Source organism: Cellulomonas sp. P4_A2, from assembly GCF_056402515.1.
In genome coordinates this window covers 1-25801 of record NZ_JBFUHG010000027.1, presented here as the reverse complement: position 1 = coordinate 25801, position 25801 = coordinate 1, and the positions used below count along the sequence as shown (strand labels likewise).

29 protein-coding genes are annotated in these 25801 nt (G+C 73.4%); 15 read left to right on the top strand and 14 right to left on the bottom strand.

What is annotated here, in order from left to right; translation table 11 throughout:
- The first annotated feature begins 227 nt into the window (after positions 1-227).
- On the top strand, positions 228-944 hold the full coding sequence (locus AC1DUE_RS19205) for an SDR family NAD(P)-dependent oxidoreductase (RefSeq protein WP_477041012.1): 717 nt from the start codon (positions 228-230) through the stop codon (positions 942-944).
- Between the two features lie 9 nt (positions 945-953).
- Here the strand turns inward: AC1DUE_RS19205 and AC1DUE_RS19200 are convergent, their stop codons facing one another.
- From AC1DUE_RS19200 to AC1DUE_RS19190, 3 genes are read right to left on the bottom strand one after another with little or no spacing between them, the layout of a single operon-like run.
- Complete coding sequence (locus tag AC1DUE_RS19200) at positions 954-1994, bottom strand: NAD(P)/FAD-dependent oxidoreductase (RefSeq protein ID WP_477041011.1); 1041 nt, start codon at positions 1992-1994, stop codon at positions 954-956.
- Positions 1991-2512: an isoprenylcysteine carboxyl methyltransferase family protein gene (locus AC1DUE_RS19195; RefSeq protein WP_477041010.1), complete on the bottom strand. Its 522-nt coding sequence runs from the start codon at positions 2510-2512 to the stop codon at positions 1991-1993. Before AC1DUE_RS19195 ends, AC1DUE_RS19200 begins: the two co-directional genes overlap by 4 nt.
- A complete protein-coding gene (locus AC1DUE_RS19190) occupies positions 2509-3582 on the bottom strand; it encodes a type III polyketide synthase (protein ID WP_477041009.1) in 1074 nt (357 codons plus the stop codon). The genes AC1DUE_RS19195 and AC1DUE_RS19190 overlap by 4 nt, the downstream gene beginning before the upstream one ends.
- A gap of 94 nt (positions 3583-3676) precedes the next feature.
- Here AC1DUE_RS19190 and AC1DUE_RS19185 point away from each other — a divergent pair, with 94 nt between their 5' ends.
- Positions 3677-4531: a UbiA family prenyltransferase gene (locus AC1DUE_RS19185; protein ID WP_477041008.1), complete on the top strand. Its 855-nt coding sequence runs from the start codon at positions 3677-3679 to the stop codon at positions 4529-4531.
- 79 nt (positions 4532-4610) lie between these two features.
- A complete protein-coding gene (locus AC1DUE_RS19180; RefSeq protein WP_477041007.1) occupies positions 4611-5483 on the top strand; it encodes an LLM class F420-dependent oxidoreductase in 873 nt (290 codons plus the stop codon).
- On the opposite strand, the gene AC1DUE_RS19175 is transcribed toward AC1DUE_RS19180, so the two are convergent.
- Positions 5480-6283, bottom strand: coding sequence for a pentapeptide repeat-containing protein (locus AC1DUE_RS19175; RefSeq protein ID WP_477041006.1), 804 nt, complete (start codon positions 6281-6283; stop codon positions 5480-5482). The genes AC1DUE_RS19180 and AC1DUE_RS19175 overlap by 4 nt on opposite strands.
- A 170-nt stretch (positions 6284-6453) precedes the next feature.
- Here AC1DUE_RS19175 and AC1DUE_RS19170 point away from each other — a divergent pair, with 170 nt between their 5' ends.
- Positions 6454-7074: a ClpP family protease gene (locus AC1DUE_RS19170; protein ID WP_477041005.1), complete on the top strand. Its 621-nt coding sequence runs from the start codon at positions 6454-6456 to the stop codon at positions 7072-7074.
- The gene (locus AC1DUE_RS19165) at positions 7074-7688 is read left to right on the top strand and encodes a ClpP family protease (protein ID WP_477041004.1); all 615 of its coding nucleotides are present in this window, start codon (positions 7074-7076) and stop codon (positions 7686-7688) included. The genes AC1DUE_RS19170 and AC1DUE_RS19165 overlap by 1 nt, the downstream gene beginning before the upstream one ends.
- 39 nt (positions 7689-7727) lie before the next feature.
- Here AC1DUE_RS19165 and AC1DUE_RS19160 read toward each other — a convergent pair whose 3' ends face one another.
- From AC1DUE_RS19160 to AC1DUE_RS19145, 4 genes are all read right to left on the bottom strand, one after another.
- Positions 7728-8192 carry a helix-turn-helix domain-containing protein gene (locus AC1DUE_RS19160; protein ID WP_477041003.1) on the bottom strand — a complete coding sequence of 155 codons (465 nt, stop codon included), beginning with the start codon at positions 8190-8192 and terminating at the stop codon, positions 7728-7730.
- 151 nt (positions 8193-8343) lie between these two features.
- Entirely contained in the window at positions 8344-9201 is an 858-nt protein-coding gene (locus AC1DUE_RS19155; protein ID WP_477041002.1) for an ABC transporter permease, read from the bottom strand.
- Positions 9188-10174, bottom strand: a complete 987-nt coding sequence (locus AC1DUE_RS19150; protein WP_477041001.1) for an ABC transporter ATP-binding protein — start codon at positions 10172-10174, stop codon at positions 9188-9190. The genes AC1DUE_RS19155 and AC1DUE_RS19150 overlap by 14 nt, the downstream gene beginning before the upstream one ends.
- Complete coding sequence (locus AC1DUE_RS19145; protein ID WP_477041000.1) at positions 10167-11429, bottom strand: LolA family protein; 1263 nt, start codon at positions 11427-11429, stop codon at positions 10167-10169. The genes AC1DUE_RS19150 and AC1DUE_RS19145 overlap by 8 nt, the downstream gene beginning before the upstream one ends.
- A 94-nt stretch (positions 11430-11523) precedes the next feature.
- Between AC1DUE_RS19145 and AC1DUE_RS19140 the strand changes: the two genes are divergently transcribed.
- The 3 genes from AC1DUE_RS19140 to AC1DUE_RS19130 all read left to right on the top strand — a co-directional run bounded on the left by AC1DUE_RS19140 (position 11524) and on the right by AC1DUE_RS19130 (position 14296).
- Positions 11524-12177, top strand: a complete 654-nt coding sequence (locus tag AC1DUE_RS19140; RefSeq protein WP_477040999.1) for a response regulator transcription factor — start codon at positions 11524-11526, stop codon at positions 12175-12177.
- Between the two features lie 9 nt (positions 12178-12186).
- Entirely contained in the window at positions 12187-13533 is a 1347-nt protein-coding gene (locus tag AC1DUE_RS19135; protein WP_477040998.1) for an ATP-binding protein, read from the top strand.
- 139 nt (positions 13534-13672) lie between these two features.
- Positions 13673-14296: a DnaJ family domain-containing protein gene (locus tag AC1DUE_RS19130; protein ID WP_477040997.1), complete on the top strand. Its 624-nt coding sequence runs from the start codon at positions 13673-13675 to the stop codon at positions 14294-14296.
- Positions 14297-14299: 3 nt separating this feature from the next.
- Here the strand turns inward: AC1DUE_RS19130 and AC1DUE_RS19125 are convergent, their stop codons facing one another.
- From AC1DUE_RS19125 to AC1DUE_RS19115, 3 genes are all read right to left on the bottom strand, one after another.
- Positions 14300-14524 carry a hypothetical protein gene (locus AC1DUE_RS19125; RefSeq protein ID WP_477040996.1) on the bottom strand — a complete coding sequence of 75 codons (225 nt, stop codon included), beginning with the start codon at positions 14522-14524 and terminating at the stop codon, positions 14300-14302.
- A 99-nt stretch (positions 14525-14623) separates the two neighbouring features.
- Complete coding sequence (locus AC1DUE_RS19120) at positions 14624-14959, bottom strand: YciI family protein (RefSeq protein WP_477040995.1); 336 nt, start codon at positions 14957-14959, stop codon at positions 14624-14626.
- Positions 14960-15049: 90 nt separating this feature from the next.
- Positions 15050-16018, bottom strand: a complete 969-nt coding sequence (locus AC1DUE_RS19115) for a DNA-3-methyladenine glycosylase family protein (protein ID WP_477040994.1) — start codon at positions 16016-16018, stop codon at positions 15050-15052.
- A gap of 66 nt (positions 16019-16084) precedes the next feature.
- Between AC1DUE_RS19115 and AC1DUE_RS19110 the strand changes: the two genes are divergently transcribed.
- On the top strand, positions 16085-16963 hold the full coding sequence (locus AC1DUE_RS19110; RefSeq protein ID WP_477040993.1) for a DUF72 domain-containing protein: 879 nt from the start codon (positions 16085-16087) through the stop codon (positions 16961-16963).
- Positions 16964-17053: 90 nt separating this feature from the next.
- The gene (locus tag AC1DUE_RS19105) at positions 17054-17905 is read left to right on the top strand and encodes a S1 family peptidase (RefSeq protein ID WP_477040992.1); all 852 of its coding nucleotides are present in this window, start codon (positions 17054-17056) and stop codon (positions 17903-17905) included.
- 48 nt (positions 17906-17953) lie between these two features.
- Here the strand turns inward: AC1DUE_RS19105 and AC1DUE_RS19100 are convergent, their stop codons facing one another.
- A complete protein-coding gene (locus AC1DUE_RS19100; protein WP_477040991.1) occupies positions 17954-18322 on the bottom strand; it encodes an RNA-binding S4 domain-containing protein in 369 nt (122 codons plus the stop codon).
- A gap of 42 nt (positions 18323-18364) precedes the next feature.
- Positions 18365-20035, bottom strand: coding sequence for a glucose-6-phosphate isomerase (gene pgi / locus AC1DUE_RS19095; RefSeq protein ID WP_477040990.1), 1671 nt, complete (start codon positions 20033-20035; stop codon positions 18365-18367).
- 180 nt (positions 20036-20215) lie between these two features.
- Here pgi and AC1DUE_RS19090 point away from each other — a divergent pair, with 180 nt between their 5' ends.
- The 4 genes from AC1DUE_RS19090 to AC1DUE_RS19075 all read left to right on the top strand — a co-directional run bounded on the left by AC1DUE_RS19090 (position 20216) and on the right by AC1DUE_RS19075 (position 23288).
- Positions 20216-20539 (top strand): hypothetical protein, encoded by a 324-nt coding sequence (locus AC1DUE_RS19090; RefSeq protein WP_477040989.1) that lies wholly within the window; start codon positions 20216-20218, stop codon positions 20537-20539.
- Between the two features lie 30 nt (positions 20540-20569).
- On the top strand, positions 20570-21421 hold the full coding sequence (locus AC1DUE_RS19085; RefSeq protein WP_477040988.1) for a PfkB family carbohydrate kinase: 852 nt from the start codon (positions 20570-20572) through the stop codon (positions 21419-21421).
- 80 nt (positions 21422-21501) lie between these two features.
- Positions 21502-22638 (top strand): sensor histidine kinase, encoded by a 1137-nt coding sequence (locus tag AC1DUE_RS19080; protein ID WP_477040987.1) that lies wholly within the window; start codon positions 21502-21504, stop codon positions 22636-22638.
- On the top strand, positions 22635-23288 hold the full coding sequence (locus AC1DUE_RS19075) for a response regulator (RefSeq protein ID WP_477040986.1): 654 nt from the start codon (positions 22635-22637) through the stop codon (positions 23286-23288). The genes AC1DUE_RS19080 and AC1DUE_RS19075 overlap by 4 nt, the downstream gene beginning before the upstream one ends.
- A gap of 114 nt (positions 23289-23402) precedes the next feature.
- Here the strand turns inward: AC1DUE_RS19075 and AC1DUE_RS19070 are convergent, their stop codons facing one another.
- A complete protein-coding gene (locus AC1DUE_RS19070; RefSeq protein WP_477040985.1) occupies positions 23403-24461 on the bottom strand; it encodes an LLM class flavin-dependent oxidoreductase in 1059 nt (352 codons plus the stop codon).
- 209 nt (positions 24462-24670) lie between these two features.
- On the opposite strand from AC1DUE_RS19070, the gene AC1DUE_RS19065 reads away from it, so the two are divergent.
- On the top strand, positions 24671-25801 hold a 1131-nt coding region (locus tag AC1DUE_RS19065; RefSeq protein ID WP_477040984.1), incomplete at its 3' end, for an ROK family protein.

The following is a 25801-nucleotide window of genomic DNA, read 5'->3' as shown; positions in this document are numbered from 1 at the left end:
GCTGGGCGACCTCCTCGCGACGCAGGCCGGCGACCCGACGACGGTTGCCGGCGGGCAGCCCCACGTCCTGCGGCGTCAGCGCGGTGCGTGCTCGGACGAGCACGCGGGCCAGCTCGGGTCGGTCCATCGCACCAGGATGCCTCGTCGCGGGCCGCGCAGCCTGGGACTGACGGTCCTACGGTCCGCTCGTCCTGGATCCGGCGCTGCGGGACCCGCACGGTGGAGCCATGACAACGACATCCACCACCATCGCGCTCGTCACGGGCGCCACCCAGGGCATCGGCCGCGAGACCGTCCGTCGGCTCGCCGCGCTCGGCTGGACCGTCTGGCTGGGCGCCCGCGACGCCGACCGCGGCGCGGCCGTCGCGGCGCAGATCCCCGGCGACGTGCGCGTCGTCGCCCTCGACGTCCTCGACGACGCCTCGGTCGCGGCGGCCGTGTCCACGGTCGGGGAGGCCTGCGGGCGGCTCGACGTCCTCGTCAACAACGCGGGCGTCGCCGGCGGACTCGTCGCGCCCCGCGAAGCCGTCGCGGCACAGTTCATCCCGGTGTACGGCGTGAACGTCCTCGGGCCCGTGCGCACCACGCACGCGTTCCTGCCGCTGCTCGACCGCTCGTCGCAACCGCGGGTCGTCATGGTGTCCAGCGGCATGGGCTCGTTCGGGGTCACGACGGACCCGCAGCGTCTCGAGTCCAGCCTGCTCGGGCTCGCGTACCCGTCGTCGAAGGCGGCGTTGAACATGATCGCGTCGCAGTACGCCAAGGACCTCAGCGGCTATCAGGTCAGTGCCGTCGACCCCGGGTACACGTCGACCGGGCTCAACGGGTTCCGCGGCACGCAGTCGGTGGAGCAAGGCGCCGAGTCGACCGTCCGCGCGGCCACGCTCGAGCCCGGGGCGCCGACCGGCACGTTCACCGACGCGGCGGGGCCGGTGCCCTGGTAGGCCTCGTCGTCAGCGCGCCAGCCGCTCGACGATCCCGCCGTAGACGCTCGGCAGCCCGGCCGCGAGGGGCACGATGCTGCGCCGCAGCGGCGACCCGGCCGCCGCGAGCAGCCCGCTGGTGATCATCCGGTAGTCGCGAGTGGCCGCCGTCCAGGCCTTCTCGTAGGCGGCCGACGAACGCTCGACGTCGGGCCCGAGCGTGCGCACGGCGGCGGCCGCCTGCGCGAGCCCTACCCGGACGCCCTCGCCCGTCAGCGCGTCGACGTAGCCCGAGGCGTCGCCGACGAGGCGCACGCGGCCGGCCGTGCGCGCACGCGTCTTCTGCAGCAGCGGTCCGGCGCCGCGCGGCGGCCCGAGGGTCGGTGCCTCGCCCAGGTGCCGGCGCAGGGCGGGGAACGTGTCGAGGTTGCGGTCGTAGTCGTAGTGCGGCGGTCCGAGCAGGGCCACGCCGACGACGTCGTTCGACACCGGCGTCACGTACGCCTCGACGTGCCGGCCCCAGTGCACCTCGACCAGGTCGCTCCACGGCGCGACGCGGTAGTGCCGCCTGATCCCGTACCGGCGGTCCTGCGGGTTCTTCACGGGCCGGTTGAGACCGACCTGCCGCCGGACGGTCGAGTGCAGCCCGTCGCAGGCCATGAGCCAGCCGGCCCGCACACCCGCCGCGGTCACCGACTCGTCGTCCTGCGCGACGGTGTCGACCTTGCCGGCCAGCACCTCGACCCCGAGCTCCTCGGCGCGGATGGCCAGCGCGAGGTGCAGGGCCGTGCGGCGCACGCCGAGACCGGCGCCTCCGGTGAACAGATGGTCGGCGGCGCGGTCGCCGCAGATGTACCGGATCCCCGTGAGCTCGTGCCCGGCCGGGTGCACGCCGAGGCGTTCCAGGGCCGCCACGGCGCCCGGCATGAGGCCCTCGCCGCAGGCCTTGTCGATGGGGGTCGCGCGGGGCTCGACGACCACCGTGCGCAGACCCGCCAGCCGCGCCTCGATCGCCACCGCGAGCCCGACCGGTCCGCCCCCGGCGACGAGCACGTCGACGTCAGGTCTCATGCGGGTGCCGCCACGGACCGCAGGGCGCGCTCCTCGGCAGGGATGCGGAAGCCGAGCAGGAGGATCGCGTTGAGCACGGTGAAGGCGAGCGCCGTGACCCAGGCCGTGTGGACCAGGGGGAGCGCGGCTCCCTCGACCGCGACTGCGACGTAGTTCGGGTGCCGCAGCCAGCGGTACGGCCCGCGGTGCACCAGGTCCACGCCCGGCACCACGATGATGCGGGTGTTCCACAGGTTGCCCAGCGTCGCGATGCACCACCAGCGCAGCGCCTGGGACGCCAGGACCAGGACGAACGCGGTCCAGCCGAGGACGGGCAGGAACGGGCGGTCGGCCACCTGCACCTCGACGAGGCAGGCGATCAGCAGACCGGTGTGCAGGGCGACCATCGGCGGGTAGTGGCGCTGGCCGCTCTCGACGCCGCCGTGCGCGAACGCCCAGGTGGCGTGCCTCTTCGCGACGACGAGCTCCGCGAGCCGCTCCACCCCGACGGCGAGCACGAGGACGGTGTACCAGGTCATCGGGACCCGCCCTCAGCCGGCCAGCGCAGCAGGACCAGCTCGGCGCAGACGCCCGGTCCGAACGCGAACAGCACGCCGACCGACCCGGGCAGCTGACCGCCGACGGCGAGCTCGTCGGCCAGCACGTGCAGGACACCCGACGACGAGAGGTTCCCGGCGCGCGCGAGCGACGCCCAGCTCGCGGCCAGTGCCTCGTCGGGAAGCCCGAGCGCCCGCGCCGCGGACTCCAGGATCCTCGGGCCGCCCGTGTGGGCCACCCAGGTGCCGACGTCGCTCACCTTGAGCTGGTGGGCGGCGAGCAGGTCCACGACGTCGCGGCCGACGTGCTCCTCGACGATGTCGGCCATGCTCGGCGACAGGACGATCCGGAACCCGCTGCCCCCGATGTCCCAGCCGAGCTGGTCGAGCGTGTCGGGGTAGAGCGCGCTGCGGGTGTCGACGACCTCCACGCCGGGCTCGGGTCGACCGGCACCGACCATGACGACGGCCGATGCGCCGTCCCCGAAGAGACCGCTCGAGACGATGTTGGCCATCGAGGCGTCGCCGTGCTGCAGGGTCAGCGAGCACAGCTCGACCGAGACGAGCAGCGCGACGTCCTGCGGGTGGCCCTGCAGGTAGTCGCGCACGCGCGCGATCCCGGCCGCGCCGCCCACGCACCCCAGGCCGAACACCGGCACGTGCTTGACGTCGGAGCGCATGCCCAGCCGGTCCGCGAGCAGCACGTCGATCGAGGGGGCGCCGATGCCGGTGACGGAGGTGAACAGGACGTAGTCAACGTCCGTCGCCGTCAGGCCCGCCTCCGCGAGGGCGCGCCGCACGGCTGCCGCGGCGAGGTCCGTGCCGACGCGCAGGAACGCGTCGTTCGTCGCGCGGAAGGTGGTCAGCGACGCGTACTCCTCGAGCGCGAGCGCGTGGTGCCGGGTCTCGATCCCCTCGGCGGCGTGCACGCGCCTGATCGTCGGCCAGAGCCGCTCGTCGTCGGTCAGCAGGGGCGCGAGCATGTCGGCGATCTCCGCCTGCGCGTGGACGTGCTCAGGCAGGACGGCGGCGACCGAGGCGATTCGCACCATTCGCGCATCGTGTCACGAGGGCGGTGCCGCCCGCTGGACGGAGGTGCGAGCCGCACGGGACCTGCGACGATTGCGAGCCGAGCGAGGGAGCGGGATGGTCGACGAGCAACGGACGGGCACGCGTCACGTGCGCGACCTCGCCCGGGCGTGCCACCCGGGTCCGACGGTCGCGGTCACCGCGTTCGCGTTCGCGATGGCCGCGGGCGCCGGTGCCCCGGTGCTCACGACGGTCCTCGTCGGGCTGGCGATCTTGACCGGCCAGCTGTCGGTCGGCTGGTCGAACGACTGGATCGACGCGGGCCGGGACGCCGCCGTCGGCCGGACCGACAAGCCCGTCGGGGACGGCCGCCTGAGCGTCGCCTCCGTCCGCAGGGCCGCCCTCGTGGCGCTCGCGGCCTGCGTCGTCCTGTCGATGTCGCTGGGCTGGCGGGCCGGGCTCGTGCACCTGGCCACGGTCGCGTCGGCGTGGTCGTACAACCTGCGGCTGAAGAGCACCGTCTGGTCGTGGGCGCCCTACGCGTTCTCGTTCGGGTTCCTGCCCCTCGCCATCGCGCTCGCCCTGCCGGGCCACCCTGTCGCGGCGTGGTGGGCGGTGCTCGGCGGCGCGCTGCTCGGTGTGGGCGCGCACGGCGCCAACGTCATCCCGGATCTGCAGGACGACCGCGCCACCGGCGTGCGCGGCCTGCCGCACCGCATCGGCGGCACGGCCACGAGCATCGGTTCCGCCGTCGCGCTCGTCGCCGCGACGGTCCTGGTGGTGCTCGCACCGCCGGGCGATCCGTCGATCGGCGCCGCGGCGGCGCTCGTCGTCGCGCTCGGGCTGACGATCCTGGGCACGACGGTGGCGCTGAACGGCGGCCGCAACCGGCTGCCGTTCACGGCCGCGATCGCGGTGGCCGGCGTCGACGTCGTCCTGCTGGTGCTCTCCGACTGGGTGGTCTCGCGCTGAGGGGTCCGCCCGCTTGACTTCGAGCGCGCTCGAAGAGGCAGGCTGCCTCGTGTTCGTCCTCTCGTCGAAGGAGCTTCCCGTGCGCGTCGGTATCCATCTCATGCGGTTCGACTCGGTGCCCGCGTCGGCCATGCGCCAGGAGCTCGCCGACACCGCCGTCGCGGCCGAGGAGGCCGGGGTCGCCTGGGTCTCCGTGATGGACCACTACTTCCAGATGATGGCCGCCGGGTTCCCGCGCGAGGACCCGATGCTGGAGGCGTACACGACGCTCGGCTACCTCGCGGGCGTGACGTCGAGGGTGCAGCTGGGCGTGCTGGTCACGGGCGTGACCTACCGCTACCCGGGGCTGCTCGCCAAGATCGTGGCCACGCTCGACGTGCTCAGTGGCGGGCGGGCGACCCTCGGCATCGGCGCCGCCTGGTACGAGGAGGAGCACCGGGCGTTCGGCGTGCCGTACCCGGCGCTCGCGGAGCGGTTCGAGCGGCTCGAGGAGACGCTGCAGATCTGCCGGCAGATGTACGACCCGACGAACGACGGCCCGTACGAGGGCACCCACTACCAGCTGGCCGAGACGCTCTGCTCGCCGATGCCCCTGCACACCCCGGAGATCATGATCGGCGGCGGGGGAGAGAAGAAGACCCTGCGGCTGGTGGCCCAGTACGGGGACGCGTGCAACCTGTTCGCCAGCACTCCCGAGGCGATCGCGCACAAGCTCGACGTGCTGCGCGCGCACTGCGCCGACGTGGGCCGCGACCCCGCCGAGATCCGCGTGACCATGCTGCACGGGGGCGACGCGCTGCTGGCGGGCGACGTCGACGCTTTCGTCAAGGAGATCGAGCCCTACCGGGACCTCGGGGTGGAGACGGTGATCCTGCGGCCGCCGGCCACGAGCCTGTCGGCGTGGGTCCGCGACCACGTCGCGCCCGCGGTGGGGCCGCTCGCCGAGCTCTAGGCCCAGTGGCTCGGCGGTGCCCCGAGGCGCTCCGGCAGGCGGGTCGCCGCGTCGCCGCGCGCTGAGGCGACCTGGTTCGGGGTGACGAAGAACGCTGTCGACAGGTCCGCGCCGCGCAGGTCCGCACCGCGCAGGTCGGCGCCGAGCAGGTCCGCCTCGCGCAGGTCCGCGCCACGCAGGTCGGCGCCCAGCAGGCTCGCGCCGCGCAGCTCGGCGGCGCGCAGGTCGGTCAGCCGGCGCCCCGCCAGGTCGGCCCCGCGCAGCACCGGTCCGCTCGGTCGGGCGAGTGCGAGCACCCGATCCACGAGGGGTCCGACGAGGCCTGGGAGCGCCATCGTGTCGACGGTGCGAAGGGCGTCCACGTCGTCGGTCAGCCCGGTGATCTCGTCGGCCAGCGCGGCGATCTCGTCGTGCACCGGTGCCGCTGCGGCGATCTCCAGGGCCGCGGTGAGGTACCAGAGCATCTCGTGCAGGTCCCGGGCGGTGGCGAAGTCCGCGAACATGTCGGAGGCCAGGGTCGGATCGTCCCGCCAGGTGCGGCCCCCGTAGAGGTCCTGGGTGACGTGCTGGCCCGCGCCGAAGCACTGGTAGACGGTGCAGCCCGACATCCCCCGCTCGCGCAGCTCGGGGTGGATGCCGCAGCGGTAGTCGCCCTGCAGGTTCCGGCACGGCGTGCCGGCCGGCTTGTCGAACGCGAAGTCCGACGAGGGGGCGAACGCGTGCGCCACGCAGCACAGCCCGACGCATCGCTCGCAGTCCGCGCGCAGGTCGAGGATGCGTCGCCCGTCCGCGTCGATCATCCTGCCTCCGTCGCTCGTCCGGTGCGCAGTCTGCGCCACGCGGGCATCCCGTGGCGAGCGGGATCCGGCGTCTGCCCGTGGCGGATCTGCCGACGGCAGACCAGGGGGCTCCGGCGGCCGAGCGCGTGCGACGGTCGGAAGGTCAGCCCGACCGACCCCGGGAGGTTCGCATGTTCCCCACAGCCCGCACCGGCGCGCCGCCCTCGCTGCGCCCGTTCGACGACGACCTGGCCACCCGGCTGCTGCACCAGCGCATCGTGGTGCTCGGCCAGGAGGTCGACGACCCGGTCGCCAACCGCATCTGCGCGCAGCTCCTGCTGCTGTCCGCCGAGGACCCGCGCCGCGACATCGCGCTCTACATCAACTCGCCCGGCGGCTCGATCAGCGCGGCGCTCGCGATGTACGACACCATGCGGCTCATCCCGAACGACGTCTCGACGCTCGCGATGGGGCTGGCCGCCAGCGCGGGGCAGTTCCTGCTCAGCGCCGGGACGCCCGGCAAGCGGTACGCGATGCGGCACGCGCGCGTCCTCATGCACCAGCCCTCGGGCGGCATCGGGGGCACGGCGGTCGACATCGCGATCCAGGCGCAGAACATGGCGCACGTGAAGCGCACCATGCAGTCGCTCACGGCCGAGCACACCGGTCAGTCCGTCGAGGCGATCGAGCGCGACGCCGACCGCGACCGCTGGTTCACCGCCACCGAGGCGCTCGAGTACGGGTTCGTGGACAAGGTGGTCGAGCAGCTCGACGACGTCCGACCGGACAGCCCCCGGAAGGTGGGTCTGTGATGGCGAGCTACACGATCCCCGTCGTCGTCGAGCAGCGACCGAACGGCGAACGCGCGTCGGACGTCTACTCGCGGCTGCTCGGCGACCGGATCATCTTCCTAGGCACCGAGATCGACGACGGCGTGGCCAACGTGGTGATCGCCCAGCTCCTGCACCTGCAGTCCGAGAGCCAGGACTCGCCGATCCACCTGTACATCAACTCGCCCGGCGGCTCCATCACGGCGCTGCTGGCGGTCTACGACACCATCCAGTACATCAAGCCGACCGTCGCGACCTTCTGCCTCGGGCAGGCGGCGTCGGCCGCGGCGGTGCTCCTGGCCGCCGGCGCCCCGGGCAGCAGGCACGTGCTCGAGCACTCGCGTGTGCTGCTGCACCAGCCGTCGGGCGGCGGCGAGGGGACGGCGGCCGACCTGGAGATCCAGGCGCGCGAGGTGCTGCGGCTGCGCGGGGAGGTTGAGCAGATCCTGCACCGGCACACGGGCCAGCCGCTGGCCAAGCTCCGGCTGGACACCGACCGGGACCTGATCCTCACCGCGCAGCAGGCGGTCGACTACGGCCTGGCCGACCGGGTGGTGAGGACGCTCAAGGAGCTCCCCGCGGCGATCGCCGGGTAGCGAACGGCAGCGGCGGCGCGGTGGTGCGAGGTGGCGGTGTCAGGCCGCGAGCAGCACCGCGCCGACGTCCGACGCGATGCCCAGCTCGGCGACGGGCATGTCAGCGGGTGCCCGGCCCGACAGCTGGGTGACGGTCGCCAGCGCGTGCTCGGTGCTCGTCGCGACGAGGTCCGCCTCCGCCGGTGCGGTCAGGTCCACCACGACGCGCCCCTCCGCGCGGGCCAGCTCGGCGTGCGCGGCGCCGACGAGGTCGACCAGCCGCAGCCCGAGCGCCCGGCAGACGGCCACGAGCACCTCCGAGGACGGCTCCTTGCGACCTCGCTCGACCTCGGAGAGGTACGCCACCGAGACGCGGGCACTCTCCGCGACGTCCCGCAGCGTGCGGCCCTGGTCCTCGCGCCGCGTCCGCAGGATCGCGCCGACGAGGTGCCGCAGCAACGGCTCGGTCACCCGGGAGCGCTCGGGCACGACGGCCGGCCGCAGCGTGCTGGTCGGGTGCGTCATCGGGGCCTCCGGTGAGTGGTCGGGTCCTCGTCACGGTAGCCCGCGATCGGCCCGGGAGGCCCGACGATCCCTTCTGCCGTGAGCGGACGAGGGTGGTCAGGTTCGTCGGGAAGCCTCGCAGGAAGCCTCGCAGGAAGCCTTGCGGGAGGCCTCAGGACGAGACGTCCGCCGTGGTGAACCGGCTCCACGCGAGCGCGCCGAAGATGACCACCCACGCGGCCTGCAGAGCGAGCCCCTGACCCAGCACGCCCCAGTCGGGCTCCAGGCGGAGGAACTCCGCGAACCCGAGCCAGTGGTGCGTCAGCAGCGCGGGCGCGATGGCGTGCAGCGACGGGAGCTGGTCCAGGACGCCGGACACGATCGCCACGACGACGGTGGCGGCCATCGCGCCGACGGGCACCTCGGTGAGCGTCGAGAAGAACAGCCCGACCGCGACGAGGCCGGTCATCGACATGGCGACGTAGGCGACCACGCCGGCCACCCGCACCACCCCGTCGAGCAGCGGCACGGTCGTGCCGGACAGCAGCGTGATGTCGTGCAGACCGAAGAAGACCGCGCCCGCGACGAGGCCGACGATCGCGATCGACAGCACGGCCGCGCCCGCGAACAGGAGCGCGCCGAGCGCCTTGACACCGAGCAGTCGGGTGCGGGACACGGGCACGACCAGCAGGTACCGCAGCGTGCCGGCGGAGGCCTCGCCCGCGACCGAGTCGCCGGACGCGATGCCGATGGTCAGCGGCAGGAGGAACGGCAGGCACAGGAACAGGGACGCGATGACGAGGAACAGCCCGTTGCCGGTGACGTTGCCGATGAACCCGGGCCCCTGACCCCCGAGGGCGCTGTCCCGCGTGACGAACAGGACGAGCCCGAGCAGCAGCGGCACCATGGCCAGGCCGACGAGCAGGACGATGTTGCGTCGACGTCCGAAGACGAGGCGCAGCTCGCTGCGCGCCAGGCGGCCGAGGGCGCCGGGGACGGACGGGATGCGCGGTGCCTCAACGAGCGACATCGAAGCCCTCCCCGGTCAGCTCGACGAAGATCTGCTCGAGGTTGGGCCGGCGCACGTCGAGGCCCAGCAGGTCGATGCCCGCGTGCACGATCGCGGCAGACACCTTCTCGGGCGGTGTGTCGTCGAGGAGCGCGGCGACCGTGGTCCCGTCGACCGACACCTCCGCCAGACCGAGCCCGGTGAGCACCTCGGCGGCGGCACCGACGTGGTCGGCGGACGTCTGCACCAGGATCCGGGCGGCGCCGCGGGCCGTGAGCTCGCTGCGGTCGCCCTGCAGGAGCAGCCGGCCCCGGCCCATGATCCCGATGTGCGAGCAGACCTGCTCGATCTCGGCGAGCAGGTGCGACGACACCAGCACGGTGGCTCCACCATCTGCGAGCTCGCGCACCAGGTGCCGGACCTCGCGCGTGCCCTGCGGGTCGAGGCCGTTGGTCGGCTCGTCCAGGACGAGCAGCTCGCGCGGTCGCAGCAGCGCCGCGGCCAGCCCGAGCCGCTGCTTCATGCCGAGGGAGTACTGCCGGTAGGGCTTGGTCGCCGCCGCGGACAGGCCGACGCGTTCGAGTGCCTCGTCGGACCTCGCCCTCGACGACCGCGGGTCGGCCGTGGCGTCGCTCGCGTCGAGACGGGCGAGGTTCGCACGCCCCGACAGGTAGGGGTGGAAGGCCGGCCCCTCGACCAGGGCGCCCACGCGCGGCAGCACGTCGGCCCCGGCCTCGGGCATCCGACCGCCCAGCAGCACGGCGTGGCCGCTCGTCGGCCGGACCAGGCCCAGCAGCATGCGGATCGTCGTCGTCTTGCCGGAGCCGTTCGGACCGAGGAACCCGTAGACCGCGCCGCGCGGGACGCGCAGGTCGATGCCGTCGACCGCCACCTGCCCGGACCGGAAGCGCTTGGTCAGGCCCTCGGTGCGGATGGCGAGGTCGCCCGGCGCCGCACCTGGGAGCGCGGCGTCGGGCGACGAGAGGTCAGCCACGGGCCAGGGCCTGCAAGGACTCGCCGGGTACTGCGCCGACCAGCACGCGGCCATCGTCCGTCACCAGCACGGACAGCAGCGCCGAGCTCAGCAGGCGCCCCTCGGGGACCGCCGTCGTGAGCTGGTCGTACAGCGCGGAGGTGTCGAGCGAGCCGAGCGGCGACCCGCTGCCCTCGGGCGGGGCGAACTGGTCGTAGAGCTCCTGGGCGCCCTGCGAGTCGAACGTCCGGTCGGGCTTGGGCAGCGTCGCGGCTGCGGACGGGTCGCCGGCCAGGAGACCCGGGACGTCGAGCCCCGACGCCTGCACCACCGTGTCCCAGCCCATGCCGGACACGGTCACGCCCTCGGGCAGCCCCTCGGGCACGGCCGGGGTGTCGGCCGGCTCCTCGGGCAGCGGGACGACGACGTCCTTGGTGCTGGCCCCGGGAGGCGCCGAGAACGCGAGCACCGAGTCGGCGGGCGTCCCGAAGGTGACGTCGGTGAAGCCGAGCTCGAGCGCGGGCGTCTTCGCGTCCGCCCGGCTCCAGACCTGCAGCCGCAGCGGCGTGCTGGTCTTGGCGTCCACGGCCACCACGATCCTCCCGATCAGGGTGGTCTGGCTCTTCGGGGTGACGACGAGCTGGTAGGCGTCGCGTCCCGCGACCTTCGTCTGCGAGTCGAGCGAGACCGTCGAGAACAGCTTGGCCATCGCGACGGCCTGCTGCCCGGCCTCGGCGGGCGTCGGCAGGTCGCCGGACACCGGGACCTCGCCGGCCTCGGCCTTCGCGGCCATGTCGTCGTACCGGCTGACGTCGGCCGGGTCGATCGAGTAGTGGACGACCGCGTCGTCGGTGCTCGAGTACGTCCACGCCTCGGGCCCGTCCTGGACCACGGAGTACTCGGACGTGTCGCCCAGGAGCGCCACGCGGGAGCGCTCGGCGCCGTCGGTCCACACGCGCATGGTCGAGCTGCCGCCCAGCAGCGCGACGGGGTTGGCGCCGCTGACGTCGCTGAACGGGAGCTCGGGCAGGCCCAGGCGGGCCGTGTAGACGACCGTGCCGGACAGCGGCTGGTGGTCGGCGGCGGCCACCTGCGCCGCGAGCTGCTCGGGGGTGATCGTCGGCAGGCCGGCGGTGTCGGCGTTGGCCAGCAGCGGTGGTGCGGCGAACGCGATCCCGACGGCGACGGCGGCGACCACGGGGACGCCCCAGCGGGCGCGGGTCGACAGGGTTCGGCGTGGTCGGGTGCTCGTCTCAGGCATCTGCTGCTCGGTCATGGCTCCACTGTGCGCCATGGTCGCTGAGCGGACGCTGAGAGCGCCTGTGAGCCCTCGGCCGTTCGTGTGCCGTGCCGGGTGGCATGCTCGCCACATGCGGGTTCTCGTGGTCGACGACGAGCGGGGGCTGGTGCGCGCCCTCAAACGGGGCCTGACCGCCGAGGGCTTCGTCGTGGACGTCGCGCTGGACGGAGACACCGGGCTCGAGCTGGCCTCCGGGAACGACTACGACGCGATCGTGCTCGACGTGATGCTCCCGCGGCGCAACGGCTACGACGTCGTGACCGCGCTGCGCGAGCGCGACGTGTGGACGCCCGTGCTCATGCTCAGCGCCAAGGACGGCGAGTACGACGTGGCCGACGGGCTCGACGTGGGTGCCGACGACTACCTGACCAAGCCGTTCGCGTTCGTCGTGCTGGCGAGCCGCCTGCGTGCCCTGCTGCGGCGGCAGGCGCAGGTGCGTCCGCCGATCCTGACGGTCGGCGAGCTGGCGCTCGACCCGGCGACCCGCCGGGTCACCCGCGCGGGCGAGGCCGTGCCGCTGACCACCCGCGAGGTCGCCCTGCTCGAGTACCTCATGCACCACGCCGACCGCGTCGTCGGCAAGGTCGAGCTGCGCGACCACGTGTGGGACGGCGACGGCGACGACGTGAACGTGGTCGAGGTCTACGTGTCCTACCTGCGCCGCAAGCTCGGCCGCGCGTCGGTGGAGACGGTCCGGGGCGCCGGGTACCGCGTTGCCGGCTAGGCGCCCCTGATGGGCCTGCGCCGACCGAAGCACCCCTCGCACGGCCCGTCGCTGCGGATGCGCCTGACGCTCATCGCGTCGGGCGCGCTGTTCGTCGCGCTCGTGGTGGGGGCGTTCGCGCTGACGACGGTGCTGAGCCGGACCCGCATCGACGCGCTCGACACCGTCGTGCGGGACCGCGTCGCCACGGTGGCCGCCCTGGCGGAGAGCGACCAGCTGCCCGACGCGTTGCCCGTCGCGGAGCCCGGGGAGATCGTGCAGCTGCTCGACGCGGACGGCGGGGTGCTGGCCACGTCGCCGAACGCGAGCCGGACCCTGCCCGTCGTGCCGCTCGACGCCCTCGACGTCGGCCCGGGCACGACCGTCGGCAGCACCGCCGCCAGCGCGTACGACGACGAGGCGCGGATCGCGTCCCGCTCGGTCACCTACCGGGGCGAGCCGGTGACGGTCGTCGCGACGGTGCCGATCGCGGAGGTCCAGAGCGTGATCGACGCCCTGCGGCTGGCACTCGTCGTCGTGGTCCCGCTGCTCACGCTCGCGCTCGCGCTGGTCGTCTGGCTGATCCTCGGGCGGGCGCTGCGGCCGGTCGAGGAGCTGCGCCGGGGCGCGGCGCAGGTCGCGTCGACGGGCGGGCCGGGGTCCCTGCCGGTGCCGTGGCGCGACGACGAGCTGGGCTCGTTGGCCCGGACGCTGAACTCGATGCTCGACCGGCTCGACGCCGGAGCGGCGCGGCAGCGGACCTTCGTCGCCGATGCCGCGCACGAGCTGCGCTCACCGCTGGCCACGCTGCGCGCGAGCATCGAGGTGGCGCGCCTGCATCCGGACTCCTACGACACCGCCGAGCTCGCGGGAGACCTCGAGGCGGAGGTGCTGCGGATGCAGGCGCTCGTCGACGACCTCCTGCTCCTCGCGCGGGTCGGGTCGGCGCCGTCCGCGCGCACGGACGTCGACCTGGCGAAGGTGGTGCACGACGTGGTCCCGACGACCGCGGTGAGCCTCGTGGTCCAGGGCTCGGGGCGCGCGTTCGCGGGGGAGACGTCGGTCGGGCGCGTGGTGCGCAACCTCGTCGACAACGCCGTGCGGCACGCGTCCGCGCAGGTCACGGTCACGGTCTCCGACGGGCTCGTGCAGGTGGACGACGACGGCGCGGGGCTGGCCGAGGGCGACTACGAGCGGGTGTTCGAGCGGTTCGTGCGGCTCGACGACGCGCGCGAGCGGGACGCCGGCGGCAGCGGGCTCGGCCTGGCGATCGCCCGGGAGGTCGCCCGCGAGCTGGGCGGGGACATCACGCTGGCCCGGTCGCCCCTGGGCGGCCTGCGCGCGGAGCTGCGGCTGCCGACGACGAGCACGACCTGACCGACGGTCGCACCGACGGTCCACGGCCGAGTGTCAGCCGGCCGAGGCGTCGAGTGTGAGCGAGTCGACGCGACGGTGCCCGTGCGGGCCGTCGGACCCTCGTCGTACCGTGGTGCGAACGACCCGTCGGAGGTGACCCGTGCGCGAGACCGACCCGAGCAGCGAGACGAGCCGGCGAGCCGTGCACGACGTCCCGTTGGACGTGGCCCGCTACCTGGTCGAGCGCGAGGAGCGGCGCGACCGCGCCGAGGCCGAGCAGTCCGGCGAGCCCGACCACGAGCCGGGCGAGTCCGACCAGCTGCCCACCGGGCCGACGCCGATGGCCGGGCGGATGCAGTTCCGCTCCGCGTGGGTGGACCGCGTGGTCGACCAGGCGATCGCACGCGGCGAGTTCGACAACCTGCCCCTGGCCGGCAAGCCGATCCCGGGCATCGGCGCGCGGCACGACCCGGACTGGTGGCTCAAGGCGCTGATCGAGCGCGAGCAGATCTCGGGCGTGCTGCCCGAGGCGATCCAGCTGCGCAAGGACGACGCCGCGCTCGACGAGCGGCTGGACGGTCTGCGCGACGAGGCACGCGTGCGTGAGGTCCTCGTCGAGTTCAACGCCCGGATCGTCGCGGCGCGTCGGCAGCTCATGGGCGGCCCGCCGGTGGTGACGCCGTTGCGGGAGGTCGAGCGCGAGGTGGCCGCCTGGCGGGCCCGACGAGCCACGCCCGCGCCGGCGCCTCGGGCCGAGACGCGCAGGCGCTCCTGGTGGCGTTGAGGATTACTCGCGGTCCTCGAGCGCCGGCAGGATCGTCGTCGGGATGGCGAAGGCCAGGCCGATGACGAGGATCCCGGCGACGAACAGCCAGGCGCCCCAGCTGTAGTTGAACGCGATGGTGAACAGGGCCAGCCCGCCCAGGAACAGGATCATCGGGAAGACGAACGAGATCGCGCGTCCCGGGGACCTGGTCTCGTCCTCACGGTGCTGGATGAGGGGCTGGCTCATGTCGTCCTCCGGTCTGGTCCGCGCGCTCGTGCGCTGTGCGACGGGAGTCAGCCTAGCCAGTGTTCGGGGTGCCCGACACGGGCACCCCGAACGAGCCGTTCAGTCCGCCCAGTTCCAGAACGGGCGCACCTCGAGCGTGCCGAACCGGGCCATCGGGTGGTCCGCGGCGACCTTGATCGCCTCGTCGAGGTCCGCGCACTCCAGCAGGTCGAACCCGGCGATCTGCTCCTGGGTCTCGACGAACGGGCCCTCGGTGACGAGCAGCTTGCCCGAGCGCACGCGCACGGTGCGCCCGTCCTGCGGCGCCTGCAGCCGGTCCCCGTCGCGACGGCGCCCTGCCGCGTCGTTCTCCTTGACCCAGGCCTCGATGTTGTCGTCGGCCGCCACGTAGGCCTCTGCGGTGGGGTCGTCCCAGACGAGCATCAGGAACTGCATGGTGTCCTCCAGTAGGGGTGTCGCATGTGATCCAACACCCCCACGACGCAGACCCGCACCCGGGATCGACACTCCAGGTCTGACGAGTTTTCAGCGCATCGGACGGGCGCGCGGGGCGCGGTGGCCGAACCGGGGTGCCGACGAGGCCTGCGTGAGCTCGATGAGCCGGACGACGCGCTGGCGCTGGCCGGCCCACGGGGCGAGCAGCTCGAGCATCCCGGCGTCGTCGGTCCGGCGGCCCGTGAGCGCCCAGCCGACCAGGTGCGCGAGGTGGAAGTCGCCGACCGAGACGGCATCGGTGTCGCCGAGCGCGCGCGACGAGACCTCCGCCACCGTCCACGGCCCGATCCCGCGCACGGTGAGCAGCCGGCGGTAGGCCTCGGCCATCGGCAGGTCGACGGACTCCTGCAGCCGCGCAGCGACGGTCGCGGCCCGCTGGACGGTGCCCGCGCGCTGCTGATCCACGCCGGCCCGCCGCCAGTCCCAGACCGGCATCGTGCGCCAGGTCGTCGCGTCCGGCGGAACGCGCAGAGAGGCAGGTCCCGGGCCGGGGGCCGGGGTCCCGTGCTGCCGCACGAGGGTGCGCCACGACGCCTGCGCGTCGAGGCCGACCACCTTCTGCTCGAGGATCGCCGGGACGAGGGCCTCCAGCACGTTGCCCGAGCGGGGGATGCGCAGGCCCGGCAGGCGCCGGTGGGCGTCGTGGACCACGCGATGGAGACGGGAGTCGAACCCGTCGCCCGAGTCGCGGGCGCCGAGCAGGTCGGGCGTCCCGGCGAGCGCGCGTTCCGCGCCCGGGCCCCACACGGTCACGTGGACGCCGTCGGCGCGCTGGTGGAGGTGGCGCGTGGCGGTTCCGTCGGCGGTGCGGGTGGCGTGCCAGATGCCGCCGTCGGGGGCGAAGAACCAGGCCGGGTCGCCGCCGCCGCGGCGCAGGCTGCGCAGCGTGAGCCGGAGGTCCAGGGGTGCCGCGGGCCGGTAGACGCTGGTCAGCGGCGCGTCGTCCAGCTGCGGCTCGCGCGGCTGCGCCGGGTCGGCGACGAAGGCGGCGGAGCTCACGCCTCAGTGTGCGCCGTCCTCGTCGGAAAGCGGGTACGCGTGGGCCCCGCAGGGCAGGATGCCCGCATGACCATCCGCACCGGGATCTCCGGCTGGCGCTACCCGCCGTGGCGCGGCGCCTTCTACCCGGCGACGCTCCCGCAGCGCAGCGAGCTGGAGTACGCGTCGAGCAGGTTGACGTCGATCGAGATCAACGGCTCGTTCTACGCGCTGCAGAAGCCGGAGAACTTCCGGACCTGGGCCGCCCAGACGCCCGACGACTTCATGTTCTCGGTCAAGGCGCCGCGGTTCATCACCCACATGAAGAAGCTGGCGGACGTCGACACGCCGGTCGCCAACTTCCTGGCCAGCGGCGTGCTGGCGCTCGGGCCGAAGCTGGGGCCGATCCTGTGGCAGCTGCCCCCGAACCTCGGGTTCGACGCGGGGCGGCTCGAGGCCTTCTTCGCCCTGCTGCCGCGGAGCACGGCCGCGGCCGCGGACCTCGCGGCGTCCCACGACGAGCGCCTCGACGGGCGCGCCTGGACGACGACCGACGCCGACCGCCCCCTGCGGCACGTGCTCGAGGTGCGCCACGCGACGTTCGAGACCCCGGCGTTCGTCGACCTCGTGCGCGCGCACGGGATCGGGATCGTCGTCTCGGACGCCGACGGGCGCTGGCCCGTGATCGAGGACGTCACCTCCGACCTCGTGTACCTGCGGCTGCACGGCGCCGAGGAGCTCTACGCGAGCGGCTACGACGACGAGGCCCTCGACCGCTGGGCGGCGCGCGTGCGGGTCTGGGCGTCCGGCGGGGAGCCGGCGGACGCGAAGCGTCTGGGGCAGCCGGGCCCCACCGTCGACGGCCGTGACGTGTTCGTCTACTTCGACAACGACATCAAGGTCCGAGCCCCGTTCGACTCGATGGGGCTCGCGTCGCGCCTGGGGATCGGCCCGACATCCTCCTGAGGACCGGCGCGGGGCACGCACCCGGCCGGGTGGCCGCCTCGGCGGTGCGGCGGTACACCTGTCCTCACCACCTACCAGGAGGAATCTCGCATGCGGCCCAGACTTCTCAAGCTCGCCGTCGCCTTCACCATGGCACTGGGGCTGACCGCCCTCGGGGCGGCACCCGCCCTCGCCAGCACGGGCGGCACACCCGACGGGAACACCCACCCGAACGTCGGACTGATCCTCTTCTACAGCGCGGACGGGCGCTTCCGGTGCAGCGCCACCCTGGTGTCGCCGACCGTGCTGCTCACCGCCGCGCACTGCACCGACCAGACGTTGGGCAAGACGCTCGTCACGTTCGACTCGGTGATCGCCGAGCAGCCGCCGAGCCCGTTCCCGGCCGCCGCCGACCCGACCGTCGGGTACACGCAGGCCGAGATCGAGGCCGCCGGCTACCTGTCCGGGACCGCGTACACGCACCCCGACTACTCCGACTTCACCGACCTGGACAACTGGAACGACGTCGGGGTCATCGTGCTCGACCGCCCCGTGACGGGCATCGCGCCGGCGAGCATCGCGGACGTCGGGTACCTCGACGCCTTCGCGCAGCCGGTGCTCAACAAGACCCTGTTCACGGCCGTGGGCTACGGCACCGAGGTTCGCAAGCCGGACTCGGGTCCCCAGAAGCCGCAGCCGATGAGCTACCCGCTGATCCGTCGCTATGTCGACATGCCGGGTCAGAAGCTGACCCCGCAGATCCTGCAGACCAACGGGAACGAGAAGGACAACCGCGGCACGGGCGGCACGTGCTTCGGCGACTCGGGCGGCCCGGTGTTCCTGAACGGCAGCGTCGTGGCTGTCACCAGCTACGGGTACACCGACAACTGCCGGTACCTCGGCGGGTACCAGCGGGTCGACATCGCCGTCGTCCAGGACTGGCTCGCCACCTTCGGCCTCTGACCGGGCGGGGTGCCGTCGGCATACGTCGACGGCATCCCGACCGTGGGCTCAGTGTCCGCGCAGCCGTTCGATGAGACGGCGGTCGCGCTTCGTCGGACGGCCGGCGCCACGGTCGCGGGTGCCCGCCTCGATGTGCTCCTTGGGCGGCGGCGCGGGGGAGCGGTCGAGGTAGCACGCGACCGCGACAGGAGCGCCGACCCGCTTCACGACCGTCCGCTGCACGACGACGATCCGCTCGCGCTCGCCGCCGCGCACGTGCACCTCGTCGCCCGGGACGACGATGGTCGCGGGCTTGGCGCGCTCGCCGTTCACGCGGACGTGGCCGGCCTTGCACGCGGCGCCGGCCGCCGACCTCGTCGGGAAGAGGCGGACCGCCCAGGTCCAGGCGTCCACCCGCGCACGCGTCACCTCGCTCACGAGAGCGAGCCTCTCACGCGCGGGCGGGACGCCCGGAGAGCGTCAGTCGCGCAGCTCCAGGTACTTGGTGATCAGGGCCTGCGTCGACGGGTCCTGCTCGGCCAGGGCCGCGGCGTCGCCCTGCACGGCGGGCGCGACCGCGAGGGCCAGCTGCTTGCCCAGCTCGACGCCCCACTGGTCGAACGAGTCGATGCCCCAGACGACACCCTGGACGAACGTGATGTGCTCGTAGAGCGCGATCAGCTGACCGAGCACGGACGGCGTGAGCGCCCCGGCCAGGATCGACGTCGTCGGGCGGTTCCCGGAGAAGACGCGGGCCGGGACGATCGCCTCGGCGGTCCCCTCGGCGCGCACCTCGTCGGCGGTCTTGCCGAAGGCCAGGGCCTTCGTCTGCGCGAAGAAGTTGGCCAGGAACAGGCCGTGCACGTCGACGCCGCCGTCGGTGAGGGGGTGCGCCGGGTTGGCGACCGCGATGAAGTCGGCCGGGATGAGTCGCGTGCCCTGGTGGATGAGCTGGTAGAACGCGTGCTGGCCGTTGGTGCCCGGCTCGCCCCAGAACACCTCGCCGGTCGACGTGGTGACGGGGGTGCCGTCCCAGCGGACCGACTTGCCGTTCGACTCCATGGTCAGCTGCTGCAGGTACGCCGGGAAGCGGTGCAGGTACTGGGCGTACGGCAGGACCGCGTGCGTGTGCGCGCCCAGGAAGTTGACGTACCAGACGTTGAGCAGACCCATGAGGACGGGCACGTTCTGCGCGAACGGCGTGCTCGCCACGTGCTCGTCGACCGCGTGGAAGCCGGCGAGGAAGTCCCGGAACCCGTCGGGGCCGATGGCGATCGCGAGCGACGTGCCGATCGCCGAGTCCACGGAGTAGCGGCCGCCGACCCAGTCCCAGAAGCCGAACGCGTTCGCGGGGTCGATGCCGAATGCCGCCACCTTGTCCAAGGCCGTCGAGACGGCGACGAAGTGCTTGGCGACCGCGGCGTTGCGCGACTCGTCGTCGTCGGAGGTGCCGAGCGTCTCCCAGAGCCAGGCGCGCGCGAGGCGGGCGTTCGTGAGCGTCTCGAGGGTGCCGAACGTCTTGGACGCGACGATGAACAGCGTCGTCGTCGGGTCGAGGTCCTTGACCTTCTCGGCCAGGTCCGTGGGGTCGATGTTGGAGACGAACCGCACCTCGAGGCCGCGCTGCACGTACGGCTTGAGCGCCTCGTACGCCATCACCGGGCCCAGGTCCGAGCCGCCGATGCCGATGTTCACCACGGTCTTCACGCGCTCGCCGGTCACGCCGGTCCACGCCCCCGAGCGCACCTTGTCCGCGAACGCGTACATCGTGGTCAGCTCGGCCTGCACGTCGTCGTCGATCTGCTGGCCGTCGACGACGAGCGCCGGTGTGCTGCCCGCGGGGCGGCGCAGGGCCGTGTGCAGGACCGCGCGGTCCTCGGTGACGTTGATGTGGTCGCCCCGCAGCTGCGCCTGGAACCGGTCCGCGAGGCCGACCTCGTCGGCGAGCCGGAGCAGGAGGGTGATCGTCTCGTCGGTGACCAGGTTCTTCGAGAGGTCGACCGTGAGGTCGGCCAGCGGGAACGTCAGGCGGGTCGCGCGCGCGGGATCGTCGGCGAACCACGCGCGCAGGTCCGGTGAGAGCGTCGACTCGTGCTCGCTGAGGTCCTGCCAGGCGGTGGTGGCGGTGGCGTCGACGGGGGGCGTGGGCACGGTGGTTCCCTCTCTGCGGGCGTTCTCCGGCTGGGTCTCGCGACGTTCGCGCGCGGGGCCGGGTCGAAGACCAACCTATTGCGCGCGCCCGGTGCGCTGCACGGGGCGTCCGCGCGGGGTCGGTCACACTCGCGCGGTCGGGCAGGGAGTTGCCGGCGGCGGTTGCTTAGGGTGTGCGACATGTCTCGCGTCCCCACCGCCGTCCTCGCCGGTCTGACTCTGGTCGTCGGGTTCGCCGTCGCCCAGCTCACCGACGTCCGCGCCCTCGGCGGCGCCGTGCTCCTGGCGGGTGTCGCATGGTGCGCGTTCCGGTCCCGAGCGGCCGGCTGGTGGCGCGTGACGCTGGTCGTGCTGACCGGTGCCGTGTGCTTCGTCGCCTCGCACCTGCTCGCCCCGCACCTCGGCGCGTGGCCGTCGGTGGTGCTGGTCGCGCTCGTGCTCGCGGGCGTGACGTACGTGCTCGTCGACCGGCCCTCGACCAGGTCGCTGCCCGCGACGGCCTGAACCCGGGCGTCCGTCGGCCAGGATGGCTCCATGACGCTCCTCGTCTGCTGCGGGCTGGCGACCCTCGACGTCGTCCAGGTGGTCGAGCACGTGCCCGGCCCGGACGAGAAGCTCGTCGCCCGGGACCTGTCGGTGACGTTCGGCGGGCCCGCCGCCAACGCGGCGGCCACCGCCGTCGCCCTCGGGGTGCCGACGATCCTCGTGACCGCGCTGGGCGCCGGACCCGTCGCGGACCTCGTGCGCTCAGGCCTGGTCGCCGCCGGGGTGTCGGTCGTGGACCTGCGCGCCGGCATGCCCGGGTCGCCCGCTGTGTCGACGGTCCTGGTCACCCGGTCGACGGGCGAACGGGCGGTCGTCTCGGTGAACGCGACGGGCACCGCCGACCTGGCGGACGCGGCGTCGGCGGTCGTCGACGTGCTCGACGGGGCCGGCGCCCTGCTCGTCGACGGGCACCACCTGGCCGCGGCCGAGGTGCTCGCCCGCGCGGCCGCCGTCCCGGTCGTGCTCGACGGCGGCAGCTGGAAGCCGGGCCTCGAGCGGCTGCTCGCGCACGTGGACCACGCGGTGCTCTCGGGGGACTTCGCGATGCCGTCCACCGAGGACGACCTGCTCGCCGCCGTGGCCGCCCTCGGTCCCGCGTCGGTGGCGCGCTCGTCCGGCTCCGGGCCCGTGCGGATGCTCGTCGGTGGACGGCTCGTCGAGATCGTCCCGCCCCAGGTGACCGACGTCGTCGACACCCTCGGGGCCGGCGACGTCCTGCACGGCGGGATCGCGGCGTCGCTGGCACGCGGCAGCGACATCGAGCAGGCGGTCCGGGACGGGGTGCGGCTGGCGTCGGAGTCGGTGCGTCACGCCGGCGCGCTCGGGTGGACGTCGCGCTGACCGCCTCGTCCGATCGGCCGACCGACGACGCGCTCGATCGGCCGATCCGCAGGTCAGGTGCGGATGCCTAGGCTGCACACGTGATCGCAGCCATCCGTCGCCTCTGGGCCGCCCCCCGGGCCCCCGGCGCGCCAGCGCGGGTCTGGCGGGACTGGTGGCTCGTCGGGATCCTGCTCGTAGCCTCCGCGGTCGAGGTGGCCACCCGCCAGGTCGCGTGGCTCTACATCTCGATCCCCATGGCGCTGATCACGATCGGCGCCCTGCTCTTCCGTCGCACGCGTCCTCTGCTCGCCGTGCTCGTCGCGTACGGCGCGGTCCTCGTCGTCGACATCGCCGCGATCAACCGGCTCGACGACTCCGTCGGGCTGTACACGACCGCCGCGATCCTGATCCTGTCCTACGCACTGTGCCGCTGGGGGAGCGGTCGCGAGGTCGTGCTGGGGCTCGGGCTCGTCCTGCTCACGGGCGTCCTGGGCATCGTCGGGCACTACACGACGGTCGGGGAGACGATCGGCGAGGCCGTGTTCTTCCTGTCGCCGTGCCTCATCGGCGGCGCGGTGCGCGTGATCTCGACGAGCAGGCTCCGGGCGACCGACCAGGTCAAGCTGCGGGAGCGAGAGCTGCTCGCGCGGGAGCTGCACGACACCGTGGCGCACCACGTCTCGGCGATCGCGATCCGCGCGCAGGCCGGCCGGGTCGTGGGAGCGACGGACCCCACCGCCGCGATCGACGCGCTCGAGGTGATCGAGGGCGAGGCGACCCGCGCGCTCAGCGAGATGCGGCTCATGGTCCGCACGCTGCGCGAGGGCGACGACGTCGACCTCGCCCCGCAGCGGGGGGTCGACGACATCGAGCGTCTGGCGTTCGGCACGGTCCCGCCCGTGGCCGTGTCCCTCGAGGGTGCTCTCGACGACCTGCGGCCGACGGTCGGCGCCGCCGTCTACCGGCTGGCCCAGGAGTCGATCACCAATGCCGTCCGCCACGCGCGCCACGCCACCCGGATCACCGTGCAGGTGACGGGCTCGCAGGACACGGTCCGCCTGACGGTCGTCGACGACGGCGAGCCGCACGTGACCGGGCGCGGCTGGACCGGGTACGGGCTGATCGGCATGACCGAGCGGGCCGCCCTGCTCGGCGGGACCCTCGCGGCCGGGCCGGGCGCCGAACGTGGCTGGACGGTCGACGCCGTCCTGCCCAAGGCAGGAGCGTCTCGATGACGATCAGCGTTCTCGTCGCGGACGACCAGGAGCTCGTGCGCACGGGCTTGTCGATGATCCTCGACGCCCAGGACGGGATCTCCGTCGTCGGACAGGCGGTCGACGGCAGGTCCGCCGTCGCGATGGCCCGCCGGCTGCGGCCCGACGTCTGCCTGTTCGACATCCGGATGCCCGGGATCGACGGCATCGAGGCGACCCGGCAGCTGGCCGGCCCCGCCGTCGCGGACCCGATGGCGATCGTCGTCATCACGACCTTCGACCTCGACGAGTACGTCCACGGCGCTCTGCAGGCCGGGGCGCGGGGCTTCCTGCTCAAGGACGCCGGACCAGAGCTGCTGGTGCAGGCGATCCACGCGGCCGCCGACGGTGACGCCCTCATCGCCCCGAGCATCACGCGCCGGCTGCTCGCCGTGTTCTCCGAGGCCCGCGGTGGACCGCCCCCTCAGCCCCTGGCCCCGTTGACCGGTCGCGAGGAGGACGTGCTGATCACGGTGGCGCGCGGTCGGACCAACGCCGAGATCGCCGACGAGCTGCACATCAGCATGAGCACCGTGAAGACCCACCTGGCCAGCCTCATGGGCAAGCTCGGCGTGCGGAACCGCGTCGAGCTGGCGATGTGGGCCTACGAGACGGGCCGCATGAAGGGCTGACGCGCGACGCCGACGGCGCCCCGCCCACGCGAGGGCCCCACGTGCTGGTGGCGCCGTCGCGAGCGCCGGGGGCCGTCGGGCGGGGCCGCCGGCCGGATCGCCACCGGGAGCGGGTCAGGCGGTGCCGAGCGCCTCGCGGACCAGGGGCGCGATCTTGGTGCCCAGCACCTCGATCGACTTCAGCGACTCCTTCTGCGGGACGCCGGACAGGTCCATCTGGAACGACTGCCGGTCGTGGTGGAGCACCTCGTGCAGGGCGACGATCCGCTCGGCGATCTGCTCGGGCTCGCCGACGAAGTAGGCGCCGCCGCGCGCGGCCTGGGACTCGAACGAGATCCGGTTGGGCATCGAGAAGCCGCGCTCGGCAGAGATCCGCCGCATCGACTCGTGCCAGTACGGGTAGAAGAAGTCGCGCGCCGCCTTGCCGTCCTCGGCGAAGTAGCCCATGCCGGCCACGGACACGAACTGCGTGGACGCGTCGGCCCCGGACTGGGCGTGGGCGCGTCGGTACAGTTCGACCAGCGGGGCGAACGACGCCGGCTGGCCGCCGATGATCGCGTAGCTGATGGGCAGCCCCAGCGCGCCGGCCCGGATCGACGACTGCGGGTTGCCGCCGGTCGCCACGGCGATGGTCAGGTGCTGGCCGCGACCGGGGTGGTCGAAGGGGCGAGGGAGGACCAGCGCGTCGTCGAGCGGCGGCCGGAACCGACCGGACCACGTCACGCGCTCGCTCGCGTCGACCTGCAGGAGCAGCTGGATCTTCTCGTCGTACAGCTCGTCGTAGTCGTCCAGCGAGGCGCCGAACAAGGGGTACGACTCGATGAACGACCCGCGCCCCGCGAGCAGCTCGACGCGTCCCTGCGAGAGCAGGTCCATCGTCGCGAACTGCTGGTAGACCCGCACGGGGTCCTCGGTGGAGAGCACGGTGACGGCGCTGCCGACGGTGATCCGGGAGGTCTGCGCGAGGCCCGCCGCGATGACCGTCGAGGGGGAGGAGATGGCGTAGTCGGGCCGGTGGTGCTCGCCGATCCCGACGTAGTCGAGGCCGACCTCCTCGACCAGACGGATCCGCTCGAGGACGTCGCGGATGCGCTGCCCGGGGCTGGTGACCTCGCCGGAGACGGGGTCGGGGTGGGCGTCGCCGAACGTGTACATCCCGAGTTCCATGTCCATGCGAACGCATCGGACGGCGACGGTGTTCCCGCAGGTCGCGCCCGACGAACCGGTAGATGCGCAGGTCAGCGCGGTGCGCCACCGGCGATCTGTGTGAGCGTTAACGCAAAGTCATCCCACGAAACGCTCGTGTGAACGTCCGGTCACGATGTGATCACGGTCACCGAAGTGACTTGACGTCGATTAGTAAGGAAGGTCTACTAACAAACGTGACAGCGACAACGCAGCCGCCCGCCGCGGCCCGGGGAGTTGGTCGGGCACTGCGCCCGACCGGCAAGGTGCTCCCCGAGCACGCACGTGCGCACAACCGGTCGCTGGTCCTCGCGCACCTCTTCCACATCGGCCCTGCGTCCCGTGCCGACATCGCCCGCAGCACGGGTCTGACCCGCGTCACGGTGTCCGGTCTGGTGGCCGTCCTGATCGCCGAGGGGCTGGTCGAGGAGCTCGGTGTCCGCGTCGAGGGCAAGGTCGGCAAGCCGGCCACGCTCGTCGGGATGCGGACCGAGGCGTTCCAGATCGTCGCGGTCGACCTCACCGACGACTCCCGCCTGCTGGGCGCGGTCATGACCCTCGTCGGCGACGTCGTCGTCCGGAGGTCCGAGGCCCTCGAAGGTCGCACGGGCGAGGCCGCCGCCGACCTGCTCGAGGCGCTCTGCCGCGACCTGCTGGCCGCGGCGACCCGCCCGGTCATCGGTGTCGGCATCGCGTCCCCGGGTGTCATCGACCTCGACGGCATGGTGGTCCAGGCCCCCAACCGTGGCTGGTACAACGTCCCGCTGGCCCAGCAGCTCACCGAGCACCTCGGCGTCCCGGTGCATGTCGCCAACGACGCCAACACGCGCGCGCTCGGCGAGTTCACGTACGGCTCGGCCGCCGGGTCGGGCTGCATGGTCGTCACGGTCGGCCAGGGTGTCGGCGCCGGCATCGTCGTGGACGGCGCACTCGTGCTGGGCCGCCACCACGCGGCGGGCGAGATCGGCCACGTCACCGTGCTCGACGGCGACCTGCGCGACGAGCCCCCGCTCGACTGCGCCTGCGGCCGATCGGGCTGCCTCGAGACCGTGCTGAGCGTGCCGGCCCTGCGCCGCCGCATCGCGGGACTCACCCCTGAGGAGTCCGACGCCGCACTGGCGTCGGTCGGACGGCTGCTGGGCATCGCCCTGGCACCCGTCGTCAGCGCCCTCGACCTCGCCGAGGTCCTGCTCTCCGGTCCGCCGGAGCTGCTGGACGGACCTCTGCGTGACGCGGCGCTCACCACCGTCCGCGCGCGGACCATGCCCGTCATCGGGCACGGGCTCGCCATGCGGATGGGATCCCTCGACGAGGACGGGGCTCTCCTC